Consider the following 21,337-nt stretch of genomic DNA (forward strand, 5'->3'; position numbering starts at 1 on the left):
CCTATTATTAATCAGATGGCTATCAAAAATATATTCCTATGATTCAGCGCATTCAGTCTTTTTGGCTGCTGGTAGTGGTGATACTGGCTGCCCTTTCCCTGAAATTCGGTTTTTATGTTGGTACCTGGATGAACGAAGGCGTACAACATCCACAGATTATTTTAAACGGACACAATCCTTCCATTCTTGTTTTTGCCACGACAATTGTTATTTTGGTGGTCAGCCTGATCGCTATATTTATGTTTAAGAACCGCAAGCAGCAGTTAATGCTGACGATAGTAGATTTGTTGCTAAGCATTGCTCTTTTTATTTTTTATTATCAAGAGATCAATACGCATTTTTTGCCGGGTAGCGGAACATTAACACTTACCTCCGTATTTGTATTTCTTTTGCCCATCTTTATTATAATGGCCCTAAGAGGTATTAGTAAGGACATACGGCTTCTGAAGCGTGCGGATAGGTTAAGAGGTTAATTTGGATGGAAACTGCCAATAAATGCATAGATATGATAGGTAGAAAATTACAAGTTCTGTTTTTTGGAATTGTATTTATGTGTATTGCCTCATCTGCTATGGCCTGGGGTCTGACAGGGCATCGGATTATTGCAGAGATTGCGCAAAGACACCTGTCTAAAAAGGCAAGAAAGAACCTCGAAAAGCTGATCGGTAAGGCGCCACTTGCCTTCTGGGCTAATTGGCCAGATTTCATCAAATCTGACACGACGGACAAGTGGAAACAGACTGGCCCCTGGCATTATGTGGATCTTCCCGGTCACCTGGATAAGGATGAATTTATAAAAGATCTTGAAGCTTTGGAGGGCAAAAATTTGTATACCCAGATTCCGGAGATGGAAATCCTGTTGAAAAACAAAAACCTGCCTTTAGAACAACGACAGATTGCGCTTAGATTTTTAATTCATTTTATGGGTGATCTGCATCAGCCCTTGCATGTCGGCAGGAGTGAGGATGCCGGTGGTAATAAGATAAAAGTAGTCTGGTTCGGGAATCCCTCAAACTTGCACACGCTCTGGGATAGTCAGTTAATCGACTACCAGAAATGGAGCTATACTGAATATGCGGCTAACATTGACACAGTCAATGAACAGCAGATTACTATGATACAGTCTGGTAGTCTGCAAGACTGGTTCTTTCAATCACATCAATTATCAGACGAGATCTATGACAAAACACCTGATGGCTCCAATTTGAGCTATAACTATAATTACCTGTTCTTTGATCGTCTAAATGAACAGTTGCTGGACGGCGGTCTCCGGCTGGCAAAGGTACTGAACGATATCCTGGGTTAGTGCCGTAATTATATTACCACTAGAAAGGGGCATTGACTGGATCAAATGCCCCTTTCTAGTGGTAATATGCTCAGTCGAGATTAGTGCTGATCAAATTCGTTATTCCAGTCCCCGGCCAGTTTATTGATTTTTTCCTGGACTGAATCTTTGAGACTTTCCTTATACTTTTTATACTTTTCAGCATAGGCAGCATCTGCTGTACCTAAAATCTGCGTTGCGAGCAGGCCGGCATTTTTGGCTGCATTCAATGCTACGGTGGCAACAGGTACTCCATTTGGCATCTGCAGTATGGATAATACAGAATCCCAGCCGTCAATAGAGTTGGAAGATTTAATTGGTACGCCAATCACTGGCAGATGTGTTAATGAAGCGATCATTCCGGGTAAATGAGCTGCACCACCTGCGCCGGCGATAATCACTTTGATGCCTCTGGTTGCTGCACCTTGCGCGTATTGAAACATTCTTTCCGGTGTGCGGTGGGCGGAAACGACGGTCAACTCATAAGGTACATCAAAATGTTTAAGGATCTGAGCAGCATCCTGCATGATTTTCAGGTCGCTGTCACTTCCCATTATAATACCTATCTGCGCGGTCCTGTTATCTGTATTCGTCATTTTTTCGTATTTATTGTATTTGGGGTAGACTCTTTAATGAGAAAATTATATACTAATAATAGTAGACTGCCCGGATTAGGGTTGACGGTTATGGACAGCAGGTCTTAAAAACAGCACTATCGGGATGATTGGTTATTGTTTAACCGATCCTCATCTTCCTCATCTTCTTCTAGGTCAACATCATCCTCCTTCTCAGTTTCATCTGCATCTTCTTCGCCCGCTTCATTGATTTTTTCAAGGTCTGCCAGTTCCTCGTCTTGTATTTCATCTTCGTTGTCAAATGACGGATCGGATGCTTCTTCGTTAGCGATTGTCTCATCAGCCCGCTTGATCGAACTCAGGTCCGGATGTAATTGCTGATCCATTTGTTCAGTGGCCTGATGGATGCTTTCTCTGCTTTCTTCGTCGGATAGCTCTAATTCCCCGGCATCATCGGGATCAATAGGAATGTCTTGCGCTGCCATGTGCTCTTCGCCGTGAGATGCCGACTCTGTCTGCAAATCTATATTTTCTGCGGCCGGCTTATCGTTATCAAATTTGCCGAAAATACCAAAATCTGCATTTTCTTCTATAGTTCTCTGTTGCAAGGTCGGTTCGATTTGTTCTGCCAGCACTTCCTTGATCTTAGGCAGGTCAGAGGCAGAGTTCAGTCCAAAATAATCCATAAAACTCTTAGACGTTTCATAGATCAGTGGTTTGCCTGGCAATTCTTCATTTCTGCCGGAGATGATAATCAATTCCTTTTCCAGCAATTTCTGAACGCTATAATCACTGTTGACACCACGGATGCTTTCAATTTCTCCTTTAGTGATCGGTTGTTTATAGGCAATAATGGATAATGTTTCAAGGGCGGCATTAGATAATTTTTTCAGGAATTTTCCCCCGTTGAGTTGGGCGATGGTGGTATGGAAGGCGGGTTTGCTGAGGAACTGCCAGCCGCCGCCACTCTGAAATACTTCAAACGGGTAAAAGTCGGAATTGTATTTTTCCCGGATACCTTCCAGGGAGGTTTCTACCTGATCCAGGGTGATTTGCTGTTCCATAAACCCGAAAGCGTTGTTGATCAGATCTACCAGGTCCAGACTGGTGAGTGGACGGTCACTGGCAAAGATCAGGGCCTCGATGTGGGGTATGATTTCACTTAACTCCATAACTTATTGTAAACTAAAACTGCAAGTCAAAAACTTGCAGTCTAAAAAAGATTGTAATTTGTCGATAACTAAAGATAAGGAGAAGATTTGATTTGCCATGCTAAATCTTCCTTTTCTACTCCCGGTATCTTTGGCTAAGGTATAAATCCTACCCCTGAAGAGCGGCAGCACCACTGACGATTTCAGTCAATTCAGTTGTGATGGCGGCCTGACGGGCACGGTTATAAGAGATTTTCAGGCTGCGCAGGATCTCATTTGCATTTTCGCTGGCCTTGTCCATGGCCGTCATACGTGCGCCATGTTCACTCGCCTGAGCATCCAGGACCGCCTTGTATAATTGGGTATTGAGGATTTTAGGCATTAATTGCGCTACCAGTTCCTCCTTTGCCGGTTCGAAAATAAAATCAACATTCTTTTTTCCACCGGTACCCTCGATCTTTGGAATGGGCAAAAATTGTTCTACTGAATAGCGCTGAACAGCGGCATTAATAAACTCACTGTAGACAATATCGATGGCATCAAATGTCTTATTTTCAAACGCGCTGATCGCCGCCTGCGCTGCTTGCTGCACATTTTCAAAGCTCAGATTTATGAAAAGATCTTTATAGGTGGCGTCAGTTTTAAAGCCAGCCTTACTCAGGGATTCGTATCCTTTTTTGCCAATATTCCAGATAGTGACATTGCCTTTATCCAGGGCGGCCTTATATTTAGTAGTGGCAGCCTGTTTAGCAGCTTTGACAATATTAGCATTATAGGCGCCAGCCAGGCCGCGATCACTGGTAATAACGATCAGTAACACCTTTTCTACTTCTCTGTGATCCGCCAGCTGGATATTAGATTCTCCACTCAGGCTGCTGACAATATTACTCAGTACTTCCTGTAGTTTTTGCGCATAAGGTCTCATCTGTGTTATTGCCTCCTGAGCACGGCGTAATTTAGCCGCACTCACCATTTTCATGGCTTTGGTAATCTGCTGTGTAGATTGTACCGACTGTATCCTGTTACGTACTTCTTTTAATTGGCCTGACATGGGGTTCTCAATTTGGCTGCAAAAGTAACCAAAAGCATTCAATCAGACAAGATTTAGCCCCTATTTTCAGTGAAACAGGATGCATTTTTTAGGAACGCACGATAACCAATGACTAAACTCCTGAAATAGACTGCTTTTATCGTTAGATTTTCTGTGTTAATAAGTGGGATGAAACGAATAAGCGAAGGCTGGGAGGCAAAACCCGCTAAAATCCTTTAAATATTATAGCATAACGCAGGGTATTACTAACAAACAACTGCTATTTTAGCAGAGAAGGCCCTGGATGAACGGTTAAATTGGCCGCTTTAAGAATGAAAGTAAGATGCAGCCAGACAAGGCTGCTAAAGGGCGTAATCTCCCTGCAAGACCGGCGTATGACGGCCTTTAATTCCCAAATTATTCCCTACATTTGCAACCGCGAAAACTGTCAATTTGGCCTGTAAATGTGATAAGCATTGTTTTTGACTGCTTTTTTCAGAATAATGGTATATTTTGGCACTTTCGGGCTAAAAATCGAGATCTAAACAATTATAAAAAAAAATTAATGAAAGGCATATTAAGCAGGCTGCTCGGTGGCAATAAATCTGAAAAGGATGTGAAGAAGATCCAGCCGCAGGTAGCTGAGATCAACCAGCAATATGAAAAATTGCAATCCCTATCCAATGATGAACTACGTAGTAAGACCGTGGAATTCAAAGGGCGTATCAAAGAATTCCTTAAGGATATCGATCAGACCATTCAGACTAAAAAAGAAGCAGCTGAAGCCTTACCATCTGCAGATATGGTCGGCAGGGATAATCTCTACCGTGAAATAGATGAGCTAAAAAAGGATCGCGATAAGAAGATCGAAGAAGTCTTAAATAATATTTTACCAGAAGCCTTTGCCGTAGTTAAAGAAACAGCCAGGCGCTTTAAAGAAAGTGACGAAGTCATCTCTCGTGCGACAGATCTGGACAGACAACTGGCTGTGAAGAAGAATTATATGCGTATTGATGGAGAGAACGTTACTTATAATACGAGTTGGGAAGCAGCCGGTGTGGCCGTTTCCTGGAATATGCTTCATTATGACGTGCAGCTGATTGGTGGTATTGTACTGCATCAGGGTAAGATTGCAGAAATGGCAACGGGTGAAGGTAAAACCCTGGTATCAACTTTACCGGCTTATCTCAATGCCTTGGCTGGAGAGGGGGTACATATTGTAACCGTCAATGATTATCTGGCTCGTCGTGATAGTGAATGGAATGGCCCTATTTATGAATGGTTGGGTCTCACGGTCGACTGTATTGACAAGCATCAGCCCAATACACCTGCCAGAAGGAGCGCTTATCTCTGTGACATAACTTATGGAACCAATAATGAATTTGGCTTCGATTACCTGAGGGATAATATGGTGCACAATCCTGATGAAATGGTACAGCGTAAGCACCATTATGCGATGATCGATGAGGTGGATAGCGTTTTAATTGATGATGCCCGTACGCCGCTGATCATTTCGGGGCCGGTAGGTAAAGATAACTCTACACAACTTTTCTTTGAATTAAAAGATCGCGTGGCACAACTGGTTGCTCATCAAAGACAGATCTGCAATAATTTTCTGATCGAAGCAAAAAAGAAAATAGCAGAAGGTAATGATGATGTAAAAGAAGGCGGAGGTGGTCTGGCGCTGTTCCGTGCACACAGAGGCTTGCCTAAGACAAGCAGTTTGATCAAATATCTGAGTGAGCCCGGCATTCGTCAGAAACTCCAGAAAGTGGAGAACTACCACTTGGCCGACCAACAGAGGGAAATGCCAAAAGCAGATGCAGAGCTATTGTTCTATATTGATGAGAAAAACAATACGGTTGAGCTAACTGATAAAGGGATTAAGGCTATGACTGGTCTGAATGAAGATCCTATGTTTTTCGTATTACCGGATATCGCTACAGAACTCGCAAATGTTGAAAAGGATGAACAGCTTTCAGGAGAAGACAAGCTGACACGCAAAGAGCAACTCTATAATGAGTACAGTGCTAAAACTGAACGCATTCATACGATCCAGCAACTCCTTAAAGCGTATACATTATTTGAGAAGGATGATGAGTATGTTGTGATGGACGGACAGGTGAAGATCGTGGATGAGCAGACCGGGCGTATCATGGAAGGTCGTCGTTATTCCGACGGCTTGCATCAGGCCCTGGAAGCAAAGGAAAATGTAAAGATTGAAGCGTCAACGCAGACCTATGCGACTGTTACCCTGCAGAACTATTTCAGGATGTATCACAAGCTAAGCGGTATGACCGGTACGGCAGAAACAGAAGCAGCAGAGCTTTGGGAGATCTATAAGCTGGATGTTGTCAGCATTCCGACCAATGTACCGGTGATCCGACAAGATCAGCATGACCTGGTCTACAAGACCAAGAGAGAAAAATATGGTGCAGTCATCAATAAGATTGTTGAATATCGCGAAGGCGGGCGCCCTGTTCTGGTAGGTACGACTTCCGTAGAAATCAGTGAGTTGCTAAGCCGTATGCTCCGCCAAAAGCAGATCCCTCACAACGTGTTGAACGCCAAGCAACATGGTAAAGAAGCCCAGGTAGTGGCAGAAGCAGGTCTGCAAGGAGCTGTAACCATTGCTACTAACATGGCTGGTCGTGGTACGGATATTAAATTAGGGGAGGGTGTGAAAGATGCCGGCGGGTTAGCCATTATTGGTACCGAAAGGCACGATAGCCGCCGTGTAGACTTACAGCTACGTGGCCGTGCCGGTCGTCAGGGAGATCCTGGCTCTTCACTGTTCTATGTTTCCTTGGAGGATGACCTGATGCGTATGTTTGGTAGTGAGCGTATTGCCAAGGTAATGGACTTTGCCGGCTATAAAGAAGGCGAAGCTATTGAGAGCGGTATGATTACCAAGTCTATTGAAAGAGCGCAGAAAAAAGTTGAGGAAAATAACTTTGGTATTCGTAAGCACCTGCTGGAATATGATGATGTTATGAATAAGCAACGTACTGTGATTTATACCAAACGAAATCATGCTCTTTTCGGAGAACGGCTGGCATTGGATATTGACAGTGCATTTTATTATGTAGCAGAGATGCTGGTCGTAAATCATAAAGAGACCAATGACTATGAAGGTTTCCGCCTGAGCGCGATCGTTCATTTTGCACTCGATACAAAGATCACTGAAGCTGCATTTGGTAAGAGCAATGTAAGTGAATTGACAGAGGAACTTTACGGTGAGGCTTTTGAAAATTATCAGCGTCATCGTGAGGAAATTTCTAAAACAGCTTATCCGGTATTTGAAAATATTCGCAAGGCGCAGGGTGACAGAATTGAAAATGTCGTGGTGCCGTTTGCCGACGGCAGAAAGGCATTGCAGGTGCTGGCGCCGATGCAGAAAACGCTGGATACGGCAGGTCTGGAACTGGTGAATTCCCTGGAAAAAACCCTGATGCTAGGCTTTATTGATGATGCCTGGAAAGAGCATTTGCGTTCAATGGATGACCTGAAACAAAGTGTCAGAACGGTACAATATGAGCAGAAAGATCCGCTTGTGATTTATAAACAAGAAGCCTTTGGACTATTCTCCAAAATGAATAGCCAGGTGAACGTAGAAATAGTTACCTTCCTGTCCCATTCCAATATACCGGTTGATGTACAGCAAGGAGGTCAGATTCACGAAGGTCATGAGCAGAAAACGGACTTAAGCAAGCTTAACGCCAACAAAGAAGCAGTAGATGCGGCAGGTAGTGATTATGCTGCTAATGAAAATGATTATTACGACCCTAGCGAGCATGTTAAACAGCAACCTGTAGTGGCGGGACCGAAGATCGGCCGTAATGATCCCTGTCCTTGCGGCAGCGGCAAAAAATATAAGAACTGTCACGGCAAAGACGCTTAACCAAGTTATCTGAAGCAAGCGTAAATAATAATATAAAATACAGTATACGGCGCGTTGTAGTCAGAAATAATTTCTGAATATAGCGCGCTTTTTTTGTGTAGCCAAATAAAAAAGTAAAATATAATGGATATAATGTAAAGTTTGTTTTACTTTTATGAAAAATCTACCTTTATGAAATCTCAATTATTATTACCTTACCGATATAAAAAAATCGGCTGGCTTATTTTGATACCTTGTTTGGTATTGGGTTTACTAAAATGGTACCTGATCAATGATCATGAAACGCTGACCTATGTGGTGAATATTTATTATAAAAATGTTTTTTTCGACATCGTGACGACGGTGCTTATTGCTGGCATTCTTGCCGGCGCGTTGCTGGTGGTGTTTTCAAAAGAAAAGCAGGAGGATGAGTTTATACAGAAGCTGAGACTTTCTTCCTTTGGCTGGGCCATACTCATTAATTATTTAATTTTGTTTTTCTGCAACCTACTCTTTTATGGGTGGAGTTTTTTGAATATTATTGCAGTCAATATGTTTACAACCTTGTTGTTTTACATTATCCGTTTCAATTACCTGCTCATTCGCAGTAAGCGCCTCTGAATATGACCAACACACTCAAGGTAGAAAGAGCTATCAAAAATATCACGCAGGAAGAACTGGCACAGTGTATTGGTGTGAGCCGGCAGACAATTAATGCGATTGAAAAGAAAAAATACGTACCATCTACCCTGCTGGCGCTTAAAATCGCGCGATATTTTGATAAGCCGGTAGAAGCGATATTCAAGCTGGAGCCAGAAGATTAGACAGGCAGTGTATCGATTATGTCAGTCATATTTTCCGGCCATCTGCCGAAACTATGAAATTTTTTGTCTATTTTGCCGGTACATTTGATTAATAAAAGCTGTCAGAGTATAAAAGATGAAGCAAGCAAGGTTTTTCAGAAGTTTAGGTGGCCTGGTCTGCGGACTGGTCTTTCTGGTTGGTCTATATACTTTTACTTACGGTCAAAGTGTCCAGAAGCGCCCCAACATTATCTTTATTATGGCCGATGATCTGGGATATGGTAGTCTGGGGTGTTATGGACAAACCAGGATCCAGACACCGAATATTGACGCGCTGGCTAAAAACGGACTGAAATTTACACAGTACTATGCAGATCCGATCTGCAGCCCGTCCAGATGTGGACTTTTAACAGGTAAGGATATGGCACATGCTTATATCCGTGACAATTATGAAATTGGTGGATACGATTTCTCAGATGAAGGAGAAAGAGGTCAGATGCCTTTACCTAATAATACAGTAACATTTCCGGGACTCCTGCAAAACAACGGTTATGTGACAGCGTTAATTGGTAAATGGGGCTTAGGCGGACCAGGATCCACAGGCATACCAACGCAACTCGGCTTTTCTTATTTTTTTGGATATTTAGGACAAAGACAAGCTCATAATTATTATCCGACACATTTATGGAGGGGGACAGAGCGGGTGCCATTAGACAATATTTATTTTTCCCCACATCAATCTTTTCCCAAAGGAGCAGATCCTGATGATATCACTAATTACGCCAGATATAGCGGTAATGTGTATTCCTGTGACACGATGGCATCGGATGCTATCAGGTTTATTAAGGAGCATAAAGGCCAGCCTTTCTTCCTTGAATTCTCACCAACGATACCTCATGTGGCGTTGCAGGTTACCCGTCAGGCACTTAAAAGGTATGAGGGCATGTTTGATGATAAGCCATCTCCCAATAATGGGTATTTACCCTGCTTCCGCCCAAGACAAACCTATGCAGCGATGATCTCTTTGCTGGATGATTATGTCGGGCAAATTATGCAGACCTTGAAAGAGGAGGGGCTGGCAGACAATACACTCGTGATCTTTACAAGTGATAATGGCGCTCCTGATGGAGAAGGAGGCGCACCGACCCGTTATTTTGACGCTAACGGTCCCTGGCGTGGATTTAAAGGAGATGTTTATGAAGGCGGAATCCGGGTGCCTATGATCGCTAGCTGGCCCGCCAAGATCAAACCAGGCTCTGTAACAGATCATCCTACTACTATTTGGGATATGTTCGCTACTTTTTGTTCATTGTCCGGTACGCAGATTCCTGAAAAAAGTATTGCCGGGGCAGTGCAAACGCAGGGCATCTCCATTGAATCCATACTGACAGGCAAAGGGCAGCAGCGCTCCCATGAATATCTGTACTGGGAACTGGCCAGCCACCATAACGGGGAACAGGCCGTAAGGTTAGGTGATTGGAAGGGTATCAGGCTGGGCGCCAAAAATGACCCTGATGCACCCATTGCGCTGTACAATATAAAGGCAGATCCGGCCGAACAAATCAATCAGGCTAACAAACATCCGGATCTTGTTAGAAAAATAGATGAGATCATGAAGCGCAGGATATTATCACATCTAAATGAATGGAATTTTGAGTATCCCGCTCAGCAATAAGTTTTTAAAGATACAGTTGGAAAACAGGTGCAGCAATAAGAAAGCCCGGTAACAGCCGTTATAAGAATTGCTGTTACCGGGCTTTGATTAAAAATCCATCGGTATGTAACTAGAGGCTGCCTTCGTCCGCACTTGGCCCATAGCTAGGTGGGATCGGGACATTGTTCAGCCGTAGAAATACGCCCATTTGTGCCCTGTGGTGAACAATCTGACAATAAACCATGCGCAGTGTCTCCAGCTTGTTATCTGCTGCCAGTACTTTGTCCCCGTTGCTCAAGGTCCATGTTTTTTCCAGTATGGCGGGGTCTGCTTTGGCTAACGCGCTGTGACCTGCTTCATAGGACTTGTCGTAGATGTTTAAAATATCTGCTGTATGGTTAACAACGGGTGGATTGTAAGGCATAGTTGCAAAATCCAACCCGTCTGTGTTTAATACCATATCCACCCAGGAAGGCAATTCTGCCAGGTGTGTAGCAAGCGATCTGACGGTCATACTTTTGGGGTGAGGCTGCCAGTCATAGATTGTGTCCGGGATCCGGGACAGCATTTCTCTTGTTGTAACATTTTCTTTTTCCATTTCTTTCAGTAATACAGGGATAAATTCCATTGCTTTATTTTTTTTTTGGTTCAAAAGCAAAGTAACATGACTGGACTGACAACCCTATGGCAGTCAGACCGGCCCATACTTATTTTTAGAATAATTTTAATAATTAACCGGCAGCTGATCCATAAAGTGACTGATCGGCAAATGATCCTTTTTCTGAAAGTCGGTGCCAGGCTGCTTGATCTGGAGAACCCGGTTCAACTTAAAGTCCCGGTAATCAGTTCTCAGATGACACCAGGCGATCACGTGCCAACCAAATGCGTAAAATATAAGTCCGATAGGTTCAATGTGCCGAAGGCTCTCTTGCTCACTTTTATCTTTGTACCTGATCTGCAGTTGCTTCTTATGTGCGATGGCGTTTTGTACGGTGGGAATAAAGTTCTCCTGCAACTGCCACATTTCATGGAATTGCAAATAAGTACTGGCATCCAGGACTTCCAGCAGATCTTGCTGACTGCCTTTCAAGACGGATCTGATCTTAGTCATGGCGCTTCCATACTGAGTGGCGGTGGCCTGATCGGCCAGAGCCCGCACCATTTTCTCCATTAAAAGCAATGCACTTGTTTCTTCCATCGTGAATGATACCGGGGAAAGAAAGAAACCTGAGACAATAAAATATCCTTTGCCCGCTTCATGACTAACAGGAATGCCTGATGCGACGAGCGCCTTTACATCCCTGTATACAGTCCGCAGGCTGATCTCAAACTTTTCACTGATCTTTTCCGCAGGCACATATTTTCTGGACTGCAGATGGACGAGTATTGCAAAAAGGCGATCTAGTCTGTTCACGACAACTAACGGATTAATTTTTTCTAAATGCCCATTTAATAAGTTCTTTCCAGGTAGGTTTTTTACCGTACATGAGGATACCCGTGCGATATATTTTACCGGCAAACCATGTGGTAAATAAGAAGGAACCAAATAACAATACGATGCTCAGGGTCAGTTCCCACCACGAAACGGCCTCCGGTACACCCTGTGCGACCCGGGCCATCATGACAATGGGAGAGGTGAGTGGAAATAGACTCCCAAAAACGGCCAACCCTCCGGTAGGATTATTAACGGCTTGCATCATGATCACAAAGCCGAAAATAATAGGTAAGGTAATAGGCAGCTGTAATCCCTGTGCATCCTGTTGCCCGTCGCTTACGGAGCAACCGATGGCTGCAAATAGAGATGCATAAATAAAGTAGCCACCCAGAAAATAAACAAAGAACATGGTAATGATCAGCGGGAAATTAATGGTGCTGAATGCCTGAAAAACAGCTGTCATATCTGCGCCCGATGCATTAGGGTCCACCACACCAGCGCTAATCGCATGGGTCATTTCCGGAAAGAGAACAGGAATTAACAAATAACGCAATCCTACCCCCAGAACGATCCAGATCAGGAATTGTAAGAGGCCTACAGCTCCGATGCCCAGGATTTTGCCCATCATGAGTTGAAAAGGCTTAATACTGCTCACAACGATCTCTGCGATGCGGCTGACTTTCTCTTCCATGACACCGCGCATAACAGAAGTGCCGTAAAGAAGTAAGATCATATAAATCAGGATGCCACAGAATATACCCACGCCATAGCTGACACCGGCACGCATGCCGGAATCATTTTTATCATTGATATTAACGATGTCTACCTTGTTTTCTGTTTTGGCCTTTTTAAGGAGGTCCTGGGAGACAGGTAAGGCATCCATTTTGAGTTTTTCCAGTCTTGATTGAATCGCTTTGGTAATGGATTCTCTGGTCATAATTCCGATTTTGGAACCGGTAATCAGATTAATTTTATCGTCCAGAGTGGCATGAGCCGGTATGACGATATATCCATCGATGGTTTTATTTTTAGCTTTGTTTTCCAGATCAGACTGGCTGACATCAGTTGTAAACTGATACGTGATCTCTTTAGTATTTGGCGCAATTGTGTCCTTAAATAAACCGGCATTGTCTACCACCATAATCTTTGTACTGGAGCCACTGTTGATACTAAAGTAGATAATCGCCGCATAGATAGCAAATATTAATATGGGAAGCCCGATGGTGACCAGTAGAAAGGTTTTTTTCTGTACACGGGTTAGAAACTCTCTTTTTAAAACTAATATTATTTTATTCATGACGCGTCAGAGGTTTAAATGTTATGGAAACTTCGGGTAACTGCATTTGTGCCATGTACCAGCCGGATAAATATCTCATTGAGCGAAGGAAGGATTTCGCCGAAATGTTGTACCTGAATATCCTGATCAAGGAAATAACGCAGTAAGTCATTACCTCGGTAACCCTGCTGTATGCGGACAATCATCTTATTGTCTGCCAGATTGATCGGTTCAAAGATCGTGGAAGCCGCGATCTGGTCTGCGGCTTTATCCAGCTTGATTTCATACAGGTTCTCCTTGTATTGTTGCCGGATATCGGCTACTTTTCCATCCAGTACCTTTTTACCCAGATTGATCAGTGCAATCTGATCGCAGATTTCCTCTACCTGTTCCATCCGGTGAGTGGAAAAGATAATTGTGCTACCCTGCCTGGCCAGTTCAAATATCTGATCCTTAATCAAATTGGCATTTACAGGATCCAGCCCACTAAAGGGTTCATCCAGTATAATCAGTTTGGGTTGGTGTAAAACTGTAATAACAAACTGCAGCTTCTGACTCATTCCTTTACTTAAGTCTTCTACTTTTTTATCCCACCATGTCTGCATCTCCAGTCGTTCAAACCAGTATTTTATTTTGGTCATGGCATCCGCATAAGACAGGCCTTTGAGGCGCGCCAGGAAAAGTGCCTGTTCTCCGATTTTCATTTTTTTATAAAGGCCTCTTTCTTCCGGCATATAACCGATTTTCCGTATATCATTTTCCGGATCGAATTTATTACCATCGAAAAGAATGCTGCCTTCATCAGGATAAAATATCCCGGTGATCATACGCAATAATGTGGTTTTTCCGGCCCCATTTGGCCCCAATAGACCAAATATCTGCCCTGATTCTATTGAAAAACTGACATCATCGACCGCTTTTTGTGTGGCATAGTATTTTTTAAGATGCGATAGTTCAAGTATTGCCATAATTGTTTTAATTAGCCTTGTGAATAAGGTTTACGAAAATAACATACTTTTTTCCATTTCATTAACAATAGCAGGTTTATCCATATTTTTTTTGATAGAAGTATGATCCGTAGGATAAATGGTCAACAAAAAGGGCTAACCATCAGGTCAGCCCTTTTTTCGTTCATAAATTATTATTTTTACTAGTTACCACTGTCACTATCTTCATCGTTGTCCAATCTTAAAGGATAGCCGTAGATGGCATCTCCATCAGGGTAAATACCTCTTAACTGCAGTAACCCGGTACTCTCTTTGAGAATTTTACGTACCTCTTCTGCCTTGGTAACGGTCTGTCCGTTGATGCTAACGATAATAAAACCATTCTGGATTTTTGCCTTTTTAAAAGCGCCTTCTCTCAGATTAGTGACCTGTACACCACCTCTGATGCCATATTTGCCGGCTTGTTCCGGAGTAAGTGTCGTTAGATCGGCCCCTAATGTCTTTGCAGAGGCTTCGTCGGCGGTCAATTGTTTATAAGTACCGATACTGTTTTTGAGGATCAGGCTGGCCTGGTGCTGCTTGCCATCCCGCATATAGGTGACGTTCAGTTTATCTCCGGGTTTTTTGTCGCCCATGACTGCTGACATCTGCCCTGAATTATGCACCGCTTTTCCATTGATTGCGGTAATGATATCACCTTTCTGAAGTCCTGCTTCTTTAGCGGCACCGTCTTCACTGACATCAGCCACATACAGGCCGGTATTGTAGTTGGCAATTTTCCGTTCTTCTTTTTGTTTATCGGTCATATTAGTGATATCTCCGAAAGATATCCCGATGTATCCCCGCTGCACGGCCCCGTATTTAATAATATCATTGACCACTTTACGGGCAATATTGACAGGGATGGCAAAGGAGTATCCCGTAAAGCTACCCGTAGGAGAGGCAATAGCACTATTGATACCGATCAGCTGTCCGTCAGTATTGATCAACGCACCGCCACTGTTACCGGGATTAACCGCTGCATCTGTCTGGATATAGGATTCAACCGTCGTGGAGCTGCCATTGCTTTTAGACCGGCCCAGACCAATATCCCTAGCCTTAGCACTAACGATACCAGCCGTTACGGTCACATCCAGCGTGAATGGGTAACCAATGGCAATAACCCACTGGCCGAGTTTCAGATCATCACTATTACCATAAACTAAATAGGGCAGGTTGTCTGCTTCAATTTTTACGACCGCCAGATCACTGCTGGGGTCTGTGCCGATAACACGGGCCTTATATGTTTTTTTATCGCTGGTGGTTACCGTAATCTTATCGGCATTCGCCACGACATGGTTATTGGTTACGATGTAACCATCTTCACTGATGATGACACCACTGCCGCTGGCCCTTTCCCCCGGAATGGTCTGAATTCTTGGGCCACCGAAGAAATCCCCGAATGGGCTATCCCCGAACAGGTCTCCAAAAGGGCTTCTGGGTAAATTGTTGGTTACTTTTCTGGCTTTGGTTTCTACTTTAATATGAACAACGGCAGGTGTGGCGGAAGCGCTGGCTGCCGTAAAATCAAGCGCTCCGGCAGGGGCGGTTGATTTATCATAAAAACTGGCATAGTTGGCAGGAAGTTTACCGGTTTCCTGAATTCCGGCTGTTTGCATGCGCTGGTATTTACTGAAGCCCCATACACTACCTATGGCTGTAACAGCGCTGATAAAAACAACAAACAGTACATTTTTTAATTTCATCGGTTTATTTCATTTTAATAGTTAATAATTCCCTTGAAACTTGCAGTACACGAGATTTAATGTTTTTAATAAACTGCTTTTATCAAAGGGCCGGTTGCTTTTCAGTCTTAGCAATATTGATAAATTAAACTGCAACTGTATTTGGTTGCTTTTTAATATTTATTGGACGATAAATTTACAGTCCAGTTCAATATGGCTTTACGCAGCTTTTATTTATTAACAAAATATTTAATTGGTAGTCAGCAATGTTAAAGATGACTGCCATGCTGAAAGCTCGGAAAATTAATGGTTGTAGCAAAAAGTAGGATGATATGCTGTTAAAATAAATTAACCGAGAAACCTGTTTCGTTAGCATAGTTTTTTGCATGCGTATTTTAGTAACCCCTATTTTGACAATTATTAATGTTTATGGCTGCTATGTTTTTTTATTAAGGTGCCACTTTTCTGATAGGCACCGATTGTATAAAATAAAAATCAAAGCAGAAAATTAAAAATATTATCCATAAGTTTACAATATCAAGATGGACCGTTATCAGGACTTTATCGCTTCGGCGCAGCCAAAGTCATATCAAAGTATACATTATGAAAGGGAAAGTTATACGCAGAAAAAAGATTATTTATTTAGATAGCCCTAAAAGGGGCATCTGGGAAATTGGCTTTTCCCTGAAGGTTGCCTGGCAACTTATGTACAACATGTATAAGCTGCATAATATCGGGCCAGGGGTGACGGTATTCGGATCTGCCAGATTGGAAGAAGGAACAAAGTACTACGAGGCAGCTGTTGAGTTTGGCAGGCGGATCGCCGAAATGAAATTTACGACGATCACCGGTGGCGGTCCGGGTATTATGGAGGCCGCTAACAAAGGCGCATTTGAGGCAGGCGGTATTTCTGTAGGAATGAATATTGTTTTGCCACATGAGCAGCACGAAAATCCTTACCTTACTGATTCTATAGTCTTCGAACATTTTTTTACCAGAAAGGTCATGCTGGTAAAGCATTCGTATGCTTTTGTGGTGATGCCAGGCGGCTTTGGAACAATGGATGAGTTTTTTGAGATCCTGACCCTGGTGCAGACCAAGTCTGTTGACAGGTATCCAATTGTATTATTCGGGTCTGCATTTTATCAGCCGATTGTGGACCTGATGAAAGGTTTCGCCGACGCGGGCACTATTGCGCCGATCGATATGGACCTGATTTTTATTACGGATAGCATTGATGACGGCATGGATTATATCCAGAAATTTATTAGCCGACATTATAATATTTTGCCGCAAAGGCCTCGCTGGAGGTGGCTGGAACGCAAAGAGCCCAGGTGATTACAGACCCATATTAGTGTTCAGCCGGGGATGTAATCTTTTAAAAAATGCAATATTAAACAACATATAGGGGTACCACCATGCCAAAAAAAGTCTATTCCACTGCAAGAATCTTAAGAGTGGAATAGACTTTTTTAATAAACAGCATTGATACGATACAACAAACTAATTGCCGTCCAGCCATTATTTGGCTTTATCGCCTAAATCAGCTTTTGCGCCAACAGGTATTCAGCGATCTGTACGGCATTGGTGGCTGCACCTTTGCGAAGGTTATCGCTAACGACCCAGAGATTTAAAGTTTTAGGTTGGGTTTCATCTCTACGGAGACGCCCCACAAAGACCTCGTCTTTCTCATGTGCATTCAGCGGCATAGGGTATTGACTTTCGGCAATATTGTCTTGTAAAACGACGCCCGGAGCTTCACTCAATAATTGGCGAACTTCATCCAGGTCAAATTCTTTTTCAAATTCAACATTGATGCTTTCACTGTGTCCGCCGATGACCGGAATACGGATTGCAGTAGCGGTCAAACGGATGGAGTCATCTTGCAAGATCTTGATCGTTTCATTGGTCATCTTCATTTCTTCCTTGGTATAGCCATTATCTGTGAAGACATCGATCTGCGGTATCACATTCAAGTCAATAGGGTGTGCATAGGCTTTGTCACCATCTTTACCTGTTCTTTCATTAAAGAGCTGATCGACGGCTTTTTTACCCGTACCCGTAACGCTCTGATACGTGCTTACAATCACTCTTTTCATTTGATAGGCTTTATGTAGCGGATTGAGGGCAACGACCATTTGTATGGTAGAGCAATTGGGGTTCGCGATGATTTTGTCTTCGCTGGTTAATACCGACGCATTGATCTCCGGAACCACGAGCTTTTTAGTAGGATCCATTCTCCAGGCAGAAGAGTTGTCGATAACCGTGATGCCGGCTGCCGCAAATTTTGGAGCCCATTCCAGGGAAGTGCCTCCACCTGCAGAGAAAATAGCCACCTGCGGTTTTTCATCGATTGCCTGTTGCATACCAATCACCTTATATGTTTTGCCTTTGAAGCTGACTTCTTTACCAACGCTTCTTTCAGAGGCTACAGGCAATAATTCCGTTACCGGAAAATTTCTTTCTTCCAGGACCTGCATCATTTTTGTACCTACCAGACCGGTAGCACCGACTACGGCTACTTTCATTGTTTCTTTTTTTTGTTATATAATGAGCTTTAAAACGGACAACACTGAGAATATACTTTAAAAGCCTCGGTTGAAACACAAGAAAAAAGCCTTCCCGTTATAGGAAGGCTTCATTTATGATGTGACACATACCAAGTTCACCCTTCCTGTTTAGACGGTTTCATCTTCTTAGTATGTTTCTTTATGTTGTTCATTTATGGGTCAAAATTAATTGGATATAATGAATTATTCAAATAATTTTTTAGGAAAATGTAAAAACTTCCTGCCTTTTGATTATTCCACCACCAATAACCGTATCCCCTTCATAGAAGACGGCGCTTTGACCCGGCGCGATCCCGGAGGCAGGAGCCAGCAGTTCTACGCGCAACTGCCCCTCTTCCTGATAGAGATGACCCATGGTGCCTTTATCCTTATAACGGATCTTTACCAGTACCTCCATGCCATCCTGAATGGTGTCATATTTTTGCCAATTCAACTGTCCCACCTTTAATTCGCTTTTGTCCAGATCTTCGATATCGCCTAATACAACGGTATTGGTATCGGGATCAATGTGGGTGACATATACCGGATGTCCCATAGCGATAAGCCCTTTACGCTGACCGATCGTATAGAAAGGATAGCCATTGTGTTGCCCGAGTTTTTTACCGGTTTTATCGACAAACCATCCACCTTGTACGCGTTCCTCCAGACCTTCCACCCGGCGCTTTAAAAATCCCCGGTAATCATTATCAGGTACAAAGCATATTTCGTAGCTTTCACTCTTTTTGGCGAGCTCCGGATAGCCGTAATCGGCTGCCAGTTGTCGGATCTCGCTTTTATGATAGCCCCCTAACGGCAGAAGTGTGCGACTAAGCAGGTCCTGTTCCAATCCCCAAAGTACATAACTTTGATCCTTTGTCGCGTCCAGTCCTTTGCTCAGATAATACCTTCCGTCTTCCCCCTGATGAATGTTCGCATAATGGCCGGTGGCGATATAATCGCAGCCCAGGGCATTGGCTCTTTTTAGAAGTGCCCGCCACTTAATATGCGTATTGCACATAACACAAGGGTTCGGGGTACGCCCGGCAATATACTCCTCAACAAAGTTCTCAATTACAAAATCACCGAATTCATCTCGTATATCCAGTATAAAATGGGGAAACCCATGTTGAACTGCCGCCTGGCGGGCATCATTAAAACTGTCTACGTTACAGCAACCGGTCTCCTTGGAGCTGCTGCCGCTGCTGGCATAGTCCCAGGTTTTCATGGTAATTCCAATAACTTCATACCCTTGTTTGTGGAGCATAAGCGCAACGACAGTACTATCAATACCGCCACTCATAGCTACCAAAACCTTTCCCTTTTTCACAATATTAAATTTTTGCAAAGGTAACATTATTGGCAGAAATAGCTTTATGGGTCCGTCACACGGCTGTCATAATTCTGATTTATGATATTTTTTGGATATCCGTGTTGAAGAATTCAACAAGAAGAGATATCTTTGCCTCATGGTAAATTGTTGAGAAATAAGGAATTGAAAATTCATTATTTTTTACATTTTTCCAGGTTTTGGCCAATTTGGCACGAAATTTTAGCATAAAAATTAGCAAGCTGGGTATTTACATTCCAAACAAACTAAATTGTAAAACATGAAAAAATTACTTGTATTAACAGTCGCAGGCCTTTTCGGTGCGTTAACAGTGACAAATGCACAGATCCAGAAAGGGAATCTGATGCTGGGTACTGATTTGGGAAGCGGTCTCGTCACAACACCGAATAGTGGATTATTCGGATTCAATTTCGGGCTAAACGACGGCGCGGGTTACAGTATAGGTATCAGTCCTAAAATCGGATATTTTATTGACGACAATGTTATGGTAGGGGGTGTCGTAAATCTTGGATTCAATAAATCCGCGGAGATTAACGGGGTAGCAGCAAAATCTACTATATACGGAATCCAGGCTTTGGGACGTTATTATTTGTCTCCCGGCGAGAAAGGTGTAGATAATTTACTCAAACATGGACGGTTTTTCGCCGAAGCTAATGCAGGTTTTGCAGGTATAAATATTAAAGACGGTCCAACAACCAATGGTTTTGCTTTTGGTTTTGGCCCGGGTTATTCTTATTTCGTTACACCAAACGTAGCACTGGAGGGTCTGGTAAAATACAATGGTCTTGTTGGTGGTGGTAACACTTCCTATCAGCACGCACTGGGCGTGAATTTTGGCGTCCAGGTATTTTTACCCAGTTCCAGAGTTCGCTCGATGGTCGATAACCCATCTCAGTTGTAATAAGTATAGCCAGTTTTTAGCCTGATCCGAGTGGATCAGGGGCTGATAAAAGCAAATAAACCAAATCAATCAGGATCCGATCGGCACAAAAACCGGTTTGGATCCTGTTTTTTTAGGTTGTAACCTCGATTTTGGCATAAAAGTGGCGCTTTATCAATTTTTACCGTGTTATATACGTTTTCTCGCAAAAAAATGTATATTGCTGCAAACATATTTGCCACGAAATTTTAATTGACGTTTTATGATTAAATTGCAAGTAATTGGAAATCTGGGCCGGGACTGCACGGTTAATAATGTGAACGGCCGAACTGTTATAAATTTTAGTGTTGCCCACACGGAAAGATATCGGGATAGTACAACGGGGGAACTGAAACCTAAAACTATCTGGGTGGAATGTGCTTATTGGACAGAGAAAACTGCTATTGCTCCTTACCTTAAAAAGGGAACACAAGTATATGCAGAAGGAACGCCAGATACCCGGTCTTATACAACTCAAAGTGGGGAAAACAAGATTTCACTTACGCTTAGAATTCATAATGTTCAATTATTAGGCTCCAGACCTAATGATAACTATGGCCAGGATGCGATGCCTGGTGGATCTTCCGGTAATATTGGCTCCGATAGTAATAGCGGCGGTTACGGTCAGCAGGAAAGCGGCAATACCAGTGACGGCGGCTCCATAGGTGGAGCAGCTGGGGAAGGGGCTGATGACCTTCCTTTTTAAACAGCGTTTGCTTCAT

Annotated in this window: 19 protein-coding genes; 9 read left to right on the plus strand and 10 right to left on the minus strand. The window is 43.1% G+C overall.

Features of this window, described 5'->3' with window-relative positions; genetic code table 11:
- The first annotated feature begins 38 nt into the window (after positions 1–38).
- Positions 39–473: a DUF4293 domain-containing protein gene (locus K9M52_RS14175; protein WP_224069090.1), complete on the plus strand. Its 435-nt coding sequence runs from the start codon at positions 39–41 to the stop codon at positions 471–473.
- A 32-nt stretch (positions 474–505) separates the two neighbouring features.
- The gene (locus K9M52_RS14180; RefSeq protein ID WP_224069091.1) at positions 506–1,306 is read left to right on the plus strand and encodes a S1/P1 nuclease; all 801 of its coding nucleotides are present in this window, start codon (positions 506–508) and stop codon (positions 1,304–1,306) included.
- Between the two features lie 80 nt (positions 1,307–1,386).
- Here K9M52_RS14180 and purE read toward each other — a convergent pair whose 3' ends face one another.
- The 3 genes from purE to atpG form a co-directional block, all read right to left on the minus strand.
- Positions 1,387–1,920, minus strand: coding sequence for a 5-(carboxyamino)imidazole ribonucleotide mutase (purE, locus tag K9M52_RS14185; protein WP_224069092.1), 534 nt, complete (start codon positions 1,918–1,920; stop codon positions 1,387–1,389).
- Positions 1,921–2,036: 116 nt separating this feature from the next.
- Positions 2,037–3,071, minus strand: a complete 1,035-nt coding sequence (scpB, locus tag K9M52_RS14190) for an SMC-Scp complex subunit ScpB (protein ID WP_224069093.1) — start codon at positions 3,069–3,071, stop codon at positions 2,037–2,039.
- A gap of 148 nt (positions 3,072–3,219) precedes the next feature.
- Complete coding sequence (gene atpG, locus K9M52_RS14195; protein ID WP_224069094.1) at positions 3,220–4,101, minus strand: ATP synthase F1 subunit gamma; 882 nt, start codon at positions 4,099–4,101, stop codon at positions 3,220–3,222.
- Between the two features lie 544 nt (positions 4,102–4,645).
- On the opposite strand from atpG, the gene secA reads away from it, so the two are divergent.
- The 4 genes from secA to K9M52_RS14215 all read left to right on the plus strand — a co-directional run bounded on the left by secA (position 4,646) and on the right by K9M52_RS14215 (position 10,438).
- Positions 4,646–7,981, plus strand: a complete 3,336-nt coding sequence (gene secA / locus K9M52_RS14200) for a preprotein translocase subunit SecA (protein ID WP_224069095.1) — start codon at positions 4,646–4,648, stop codon at positions 7,979–7,981.
- A 171-nt stretch (positions 7,982–8,152) separates the two neighbouring features.
- Positions 8,153–8,581: a hypothetical protein gene (locus K9M52_RS14205; protein ID WP_224069096.1), complete on the plus strand. Its 429-nt coding sequence runs from the start codon at positions 8,153–8,155 to the stop codon at positions 8,579–8,581.
- Between the two features lie 2 nt (positions 8,582–8,583).
- Positions 8,584–8,784 carry a helix-turn-helix transcriptional regulator gene (locus K9M52_RS14210; protein WP_224069097.1) on the plus strand — a complete coding sequence of 67 codons (201 nt, stop codon included), beginning with the start codon at positions 8,584–8,586 and terminating at the stop codon, positions 8,782–8,784.
- Positions 8,785–8,899: 115 nt separating this feature from the next.
- A complete protein-coding gene (locus tag K9M52_RS14215; RefSeq protein WP_224069098.1) occupies positions 8,900–10,438 on the plus strand; it encodes an arylsulfatase in 1,539 nt (512 codons plus the stop codon).
- Between the two features lie 109 nt (positions 10,439–10,547).
- Here K9M52_RS14215 and K9M52_RS14220 read toward each other — a convergent pair whose 3' ends face one another.
- The 5 genes from K9M52_RS14220 to K9M52_RS14240 all read right to left on the minus strand — a co-directional run bounded on the left by K9M52_RS14220 (position 10,548) and on the right by K9M52_RS14240 (position 15,820).
- Positions 10,548–11,045, minus strand: a complete 498-nt coding sequence (locus K9M52_RS14220) for a DinB family protein (protein ID WP_224069099.1) — start codon at positions 11,043–11,045, stop codon at positions 10,548–10,550.
- A gap of 96 nt (positions 11,046–11,141) precedes the next feature.
- A complete protein-coding gene (locus K9M52_RS14225; RefSeq protein ID WP_224069100.1) occupies positions 11,142–11,831 on the minus strand; it encodes a helix-turn-helix transcriptional regulator in 690 nt (229 codons plus the stop codon).
- Positions 11,832–11,844: 13 nt separating this feature from the next.
- Positions 11,845–13,149: an ABC transporter permease gene (locus tag K9M52_RS14230; protein WP_224069101.1), complete on the minus strand. Its 1,305-nt coding sequence runs from the start codon at positions 13,147–13,149 to the stop codon at positions 11,845–11,847.
- 14 nt (positions 13,150–13,163) lie between these two features.
- Positions 13,164–14,096, minus strand: coding sequence for an ABC transporter ATP-binding protein (locus K9M52_RS14235; RefSeq protein ID WP_224069102.1), 933 nt, complete (start codon positions 14,094–14,096; stop codon positions 13,164–13,166).
- A gap of 182 nt (positions 14,097–14,278) precedes the next feature.
- Entirely contained in the window at positions 14,279–15,820 is a 1,542-nt protein-coding gene (locus K9M52_RS14240) for a trypsin-like peptidase domain-containing protein (protein WP_224069103.1), read from the minus strand.
- A gap of 582 nt (positions 15,821–16,402) precedes the next feature.
- On the opposite strand from K9M52_RS14240, the gene K9M52_RS14245 reads away from it, so the two are divergent.
- Complete coding sequence (locus tag K9M52_RS14245) at positions 16,403–17,137, plus strand: LOG family protein (protein ID WP_224069104.1); 735 nt, start codon at positions 16,403–16,405, stop codon at positions 17,135–17,137.
- A 200-nt stretch (positions 17,138–17,337) separates the two neighbouring features.
- Here the strand turns inward: K9M52_RS14245 and K9M52_RS14250 are convergent, their stop codons facing one another.
- Both K9M52_RS14250 and mnmA read right to left on the minus strand, forming a co-directional pair.
- Complete coding sequence (locus K9M52_RS14250) at positions 17,338–18,327, minus strand: aspartate-semialdehyde dehydrogenase (RefSeq protein WP_224069105.1); 990 nt, start codon at positions 18,325–18,327, stop codon at positions 17,338–17,340.
- A 241-nt stretch (positions 18,328–18,568) separates the two neighbouring features.
- Positions 18,569–19,675 (minus strand): tRNA 2-thiouridine(34) synthase MnmA, encoded by a 1,107-nt coding sequence (gene mnmA / locus K9M52_RS14255; RefSeq protein WP_224069106.1) that lies wholly within the window; start codon positions 19,673–19,675, stop codon positions 18,569–18,571.
- A 280-nt stretch (positions 19,676–19,955) separates the two neighbouring features.
- Here mnmA and K9M52_RS14260 point away from each other — a divergent pair, with 280 nt between their 5' ends.
- Both K9M52_RS14260 and ssb read left to right on the plus strand, forming a co-directional pair.
- On the plus strand, positions 19,956–20,597 hold the full coding sequence (locus K9M52_RS14260) for a hypothetical protein (protein ID WP_224069107.1): 642 nt from the start codon (positions 19,956–19,958) through the stop codon (positions 20,595–20,597).
- 241 nt (positions 20,598–20,838) lie between these two features.
- Complete coding sequence (gene ssb / locus K9M52_RS14265) at positions 20,839–21,321, plus strand: single-stranded DNA-binding protein (RefSeq protein ID WP_224069108.1); 483 nt, start codon at positions 20,839–20,841, stop codon at positions 21,319–21,321.
- Positions 21,322–21,337: the final 16 nt, after the last annotated feature.

Origin of the sequence: Arachidicoccus terrestris (assembly GCF_020042345.1) — a bacterium.
Taxonomy (GTDB): domain Bacteria; phylum Bacteroidota; class Bacteroidia; order Chitinophagales; family Chitinophagaceae; genus Arachidicoccus; species Arachidicoccus terrestris.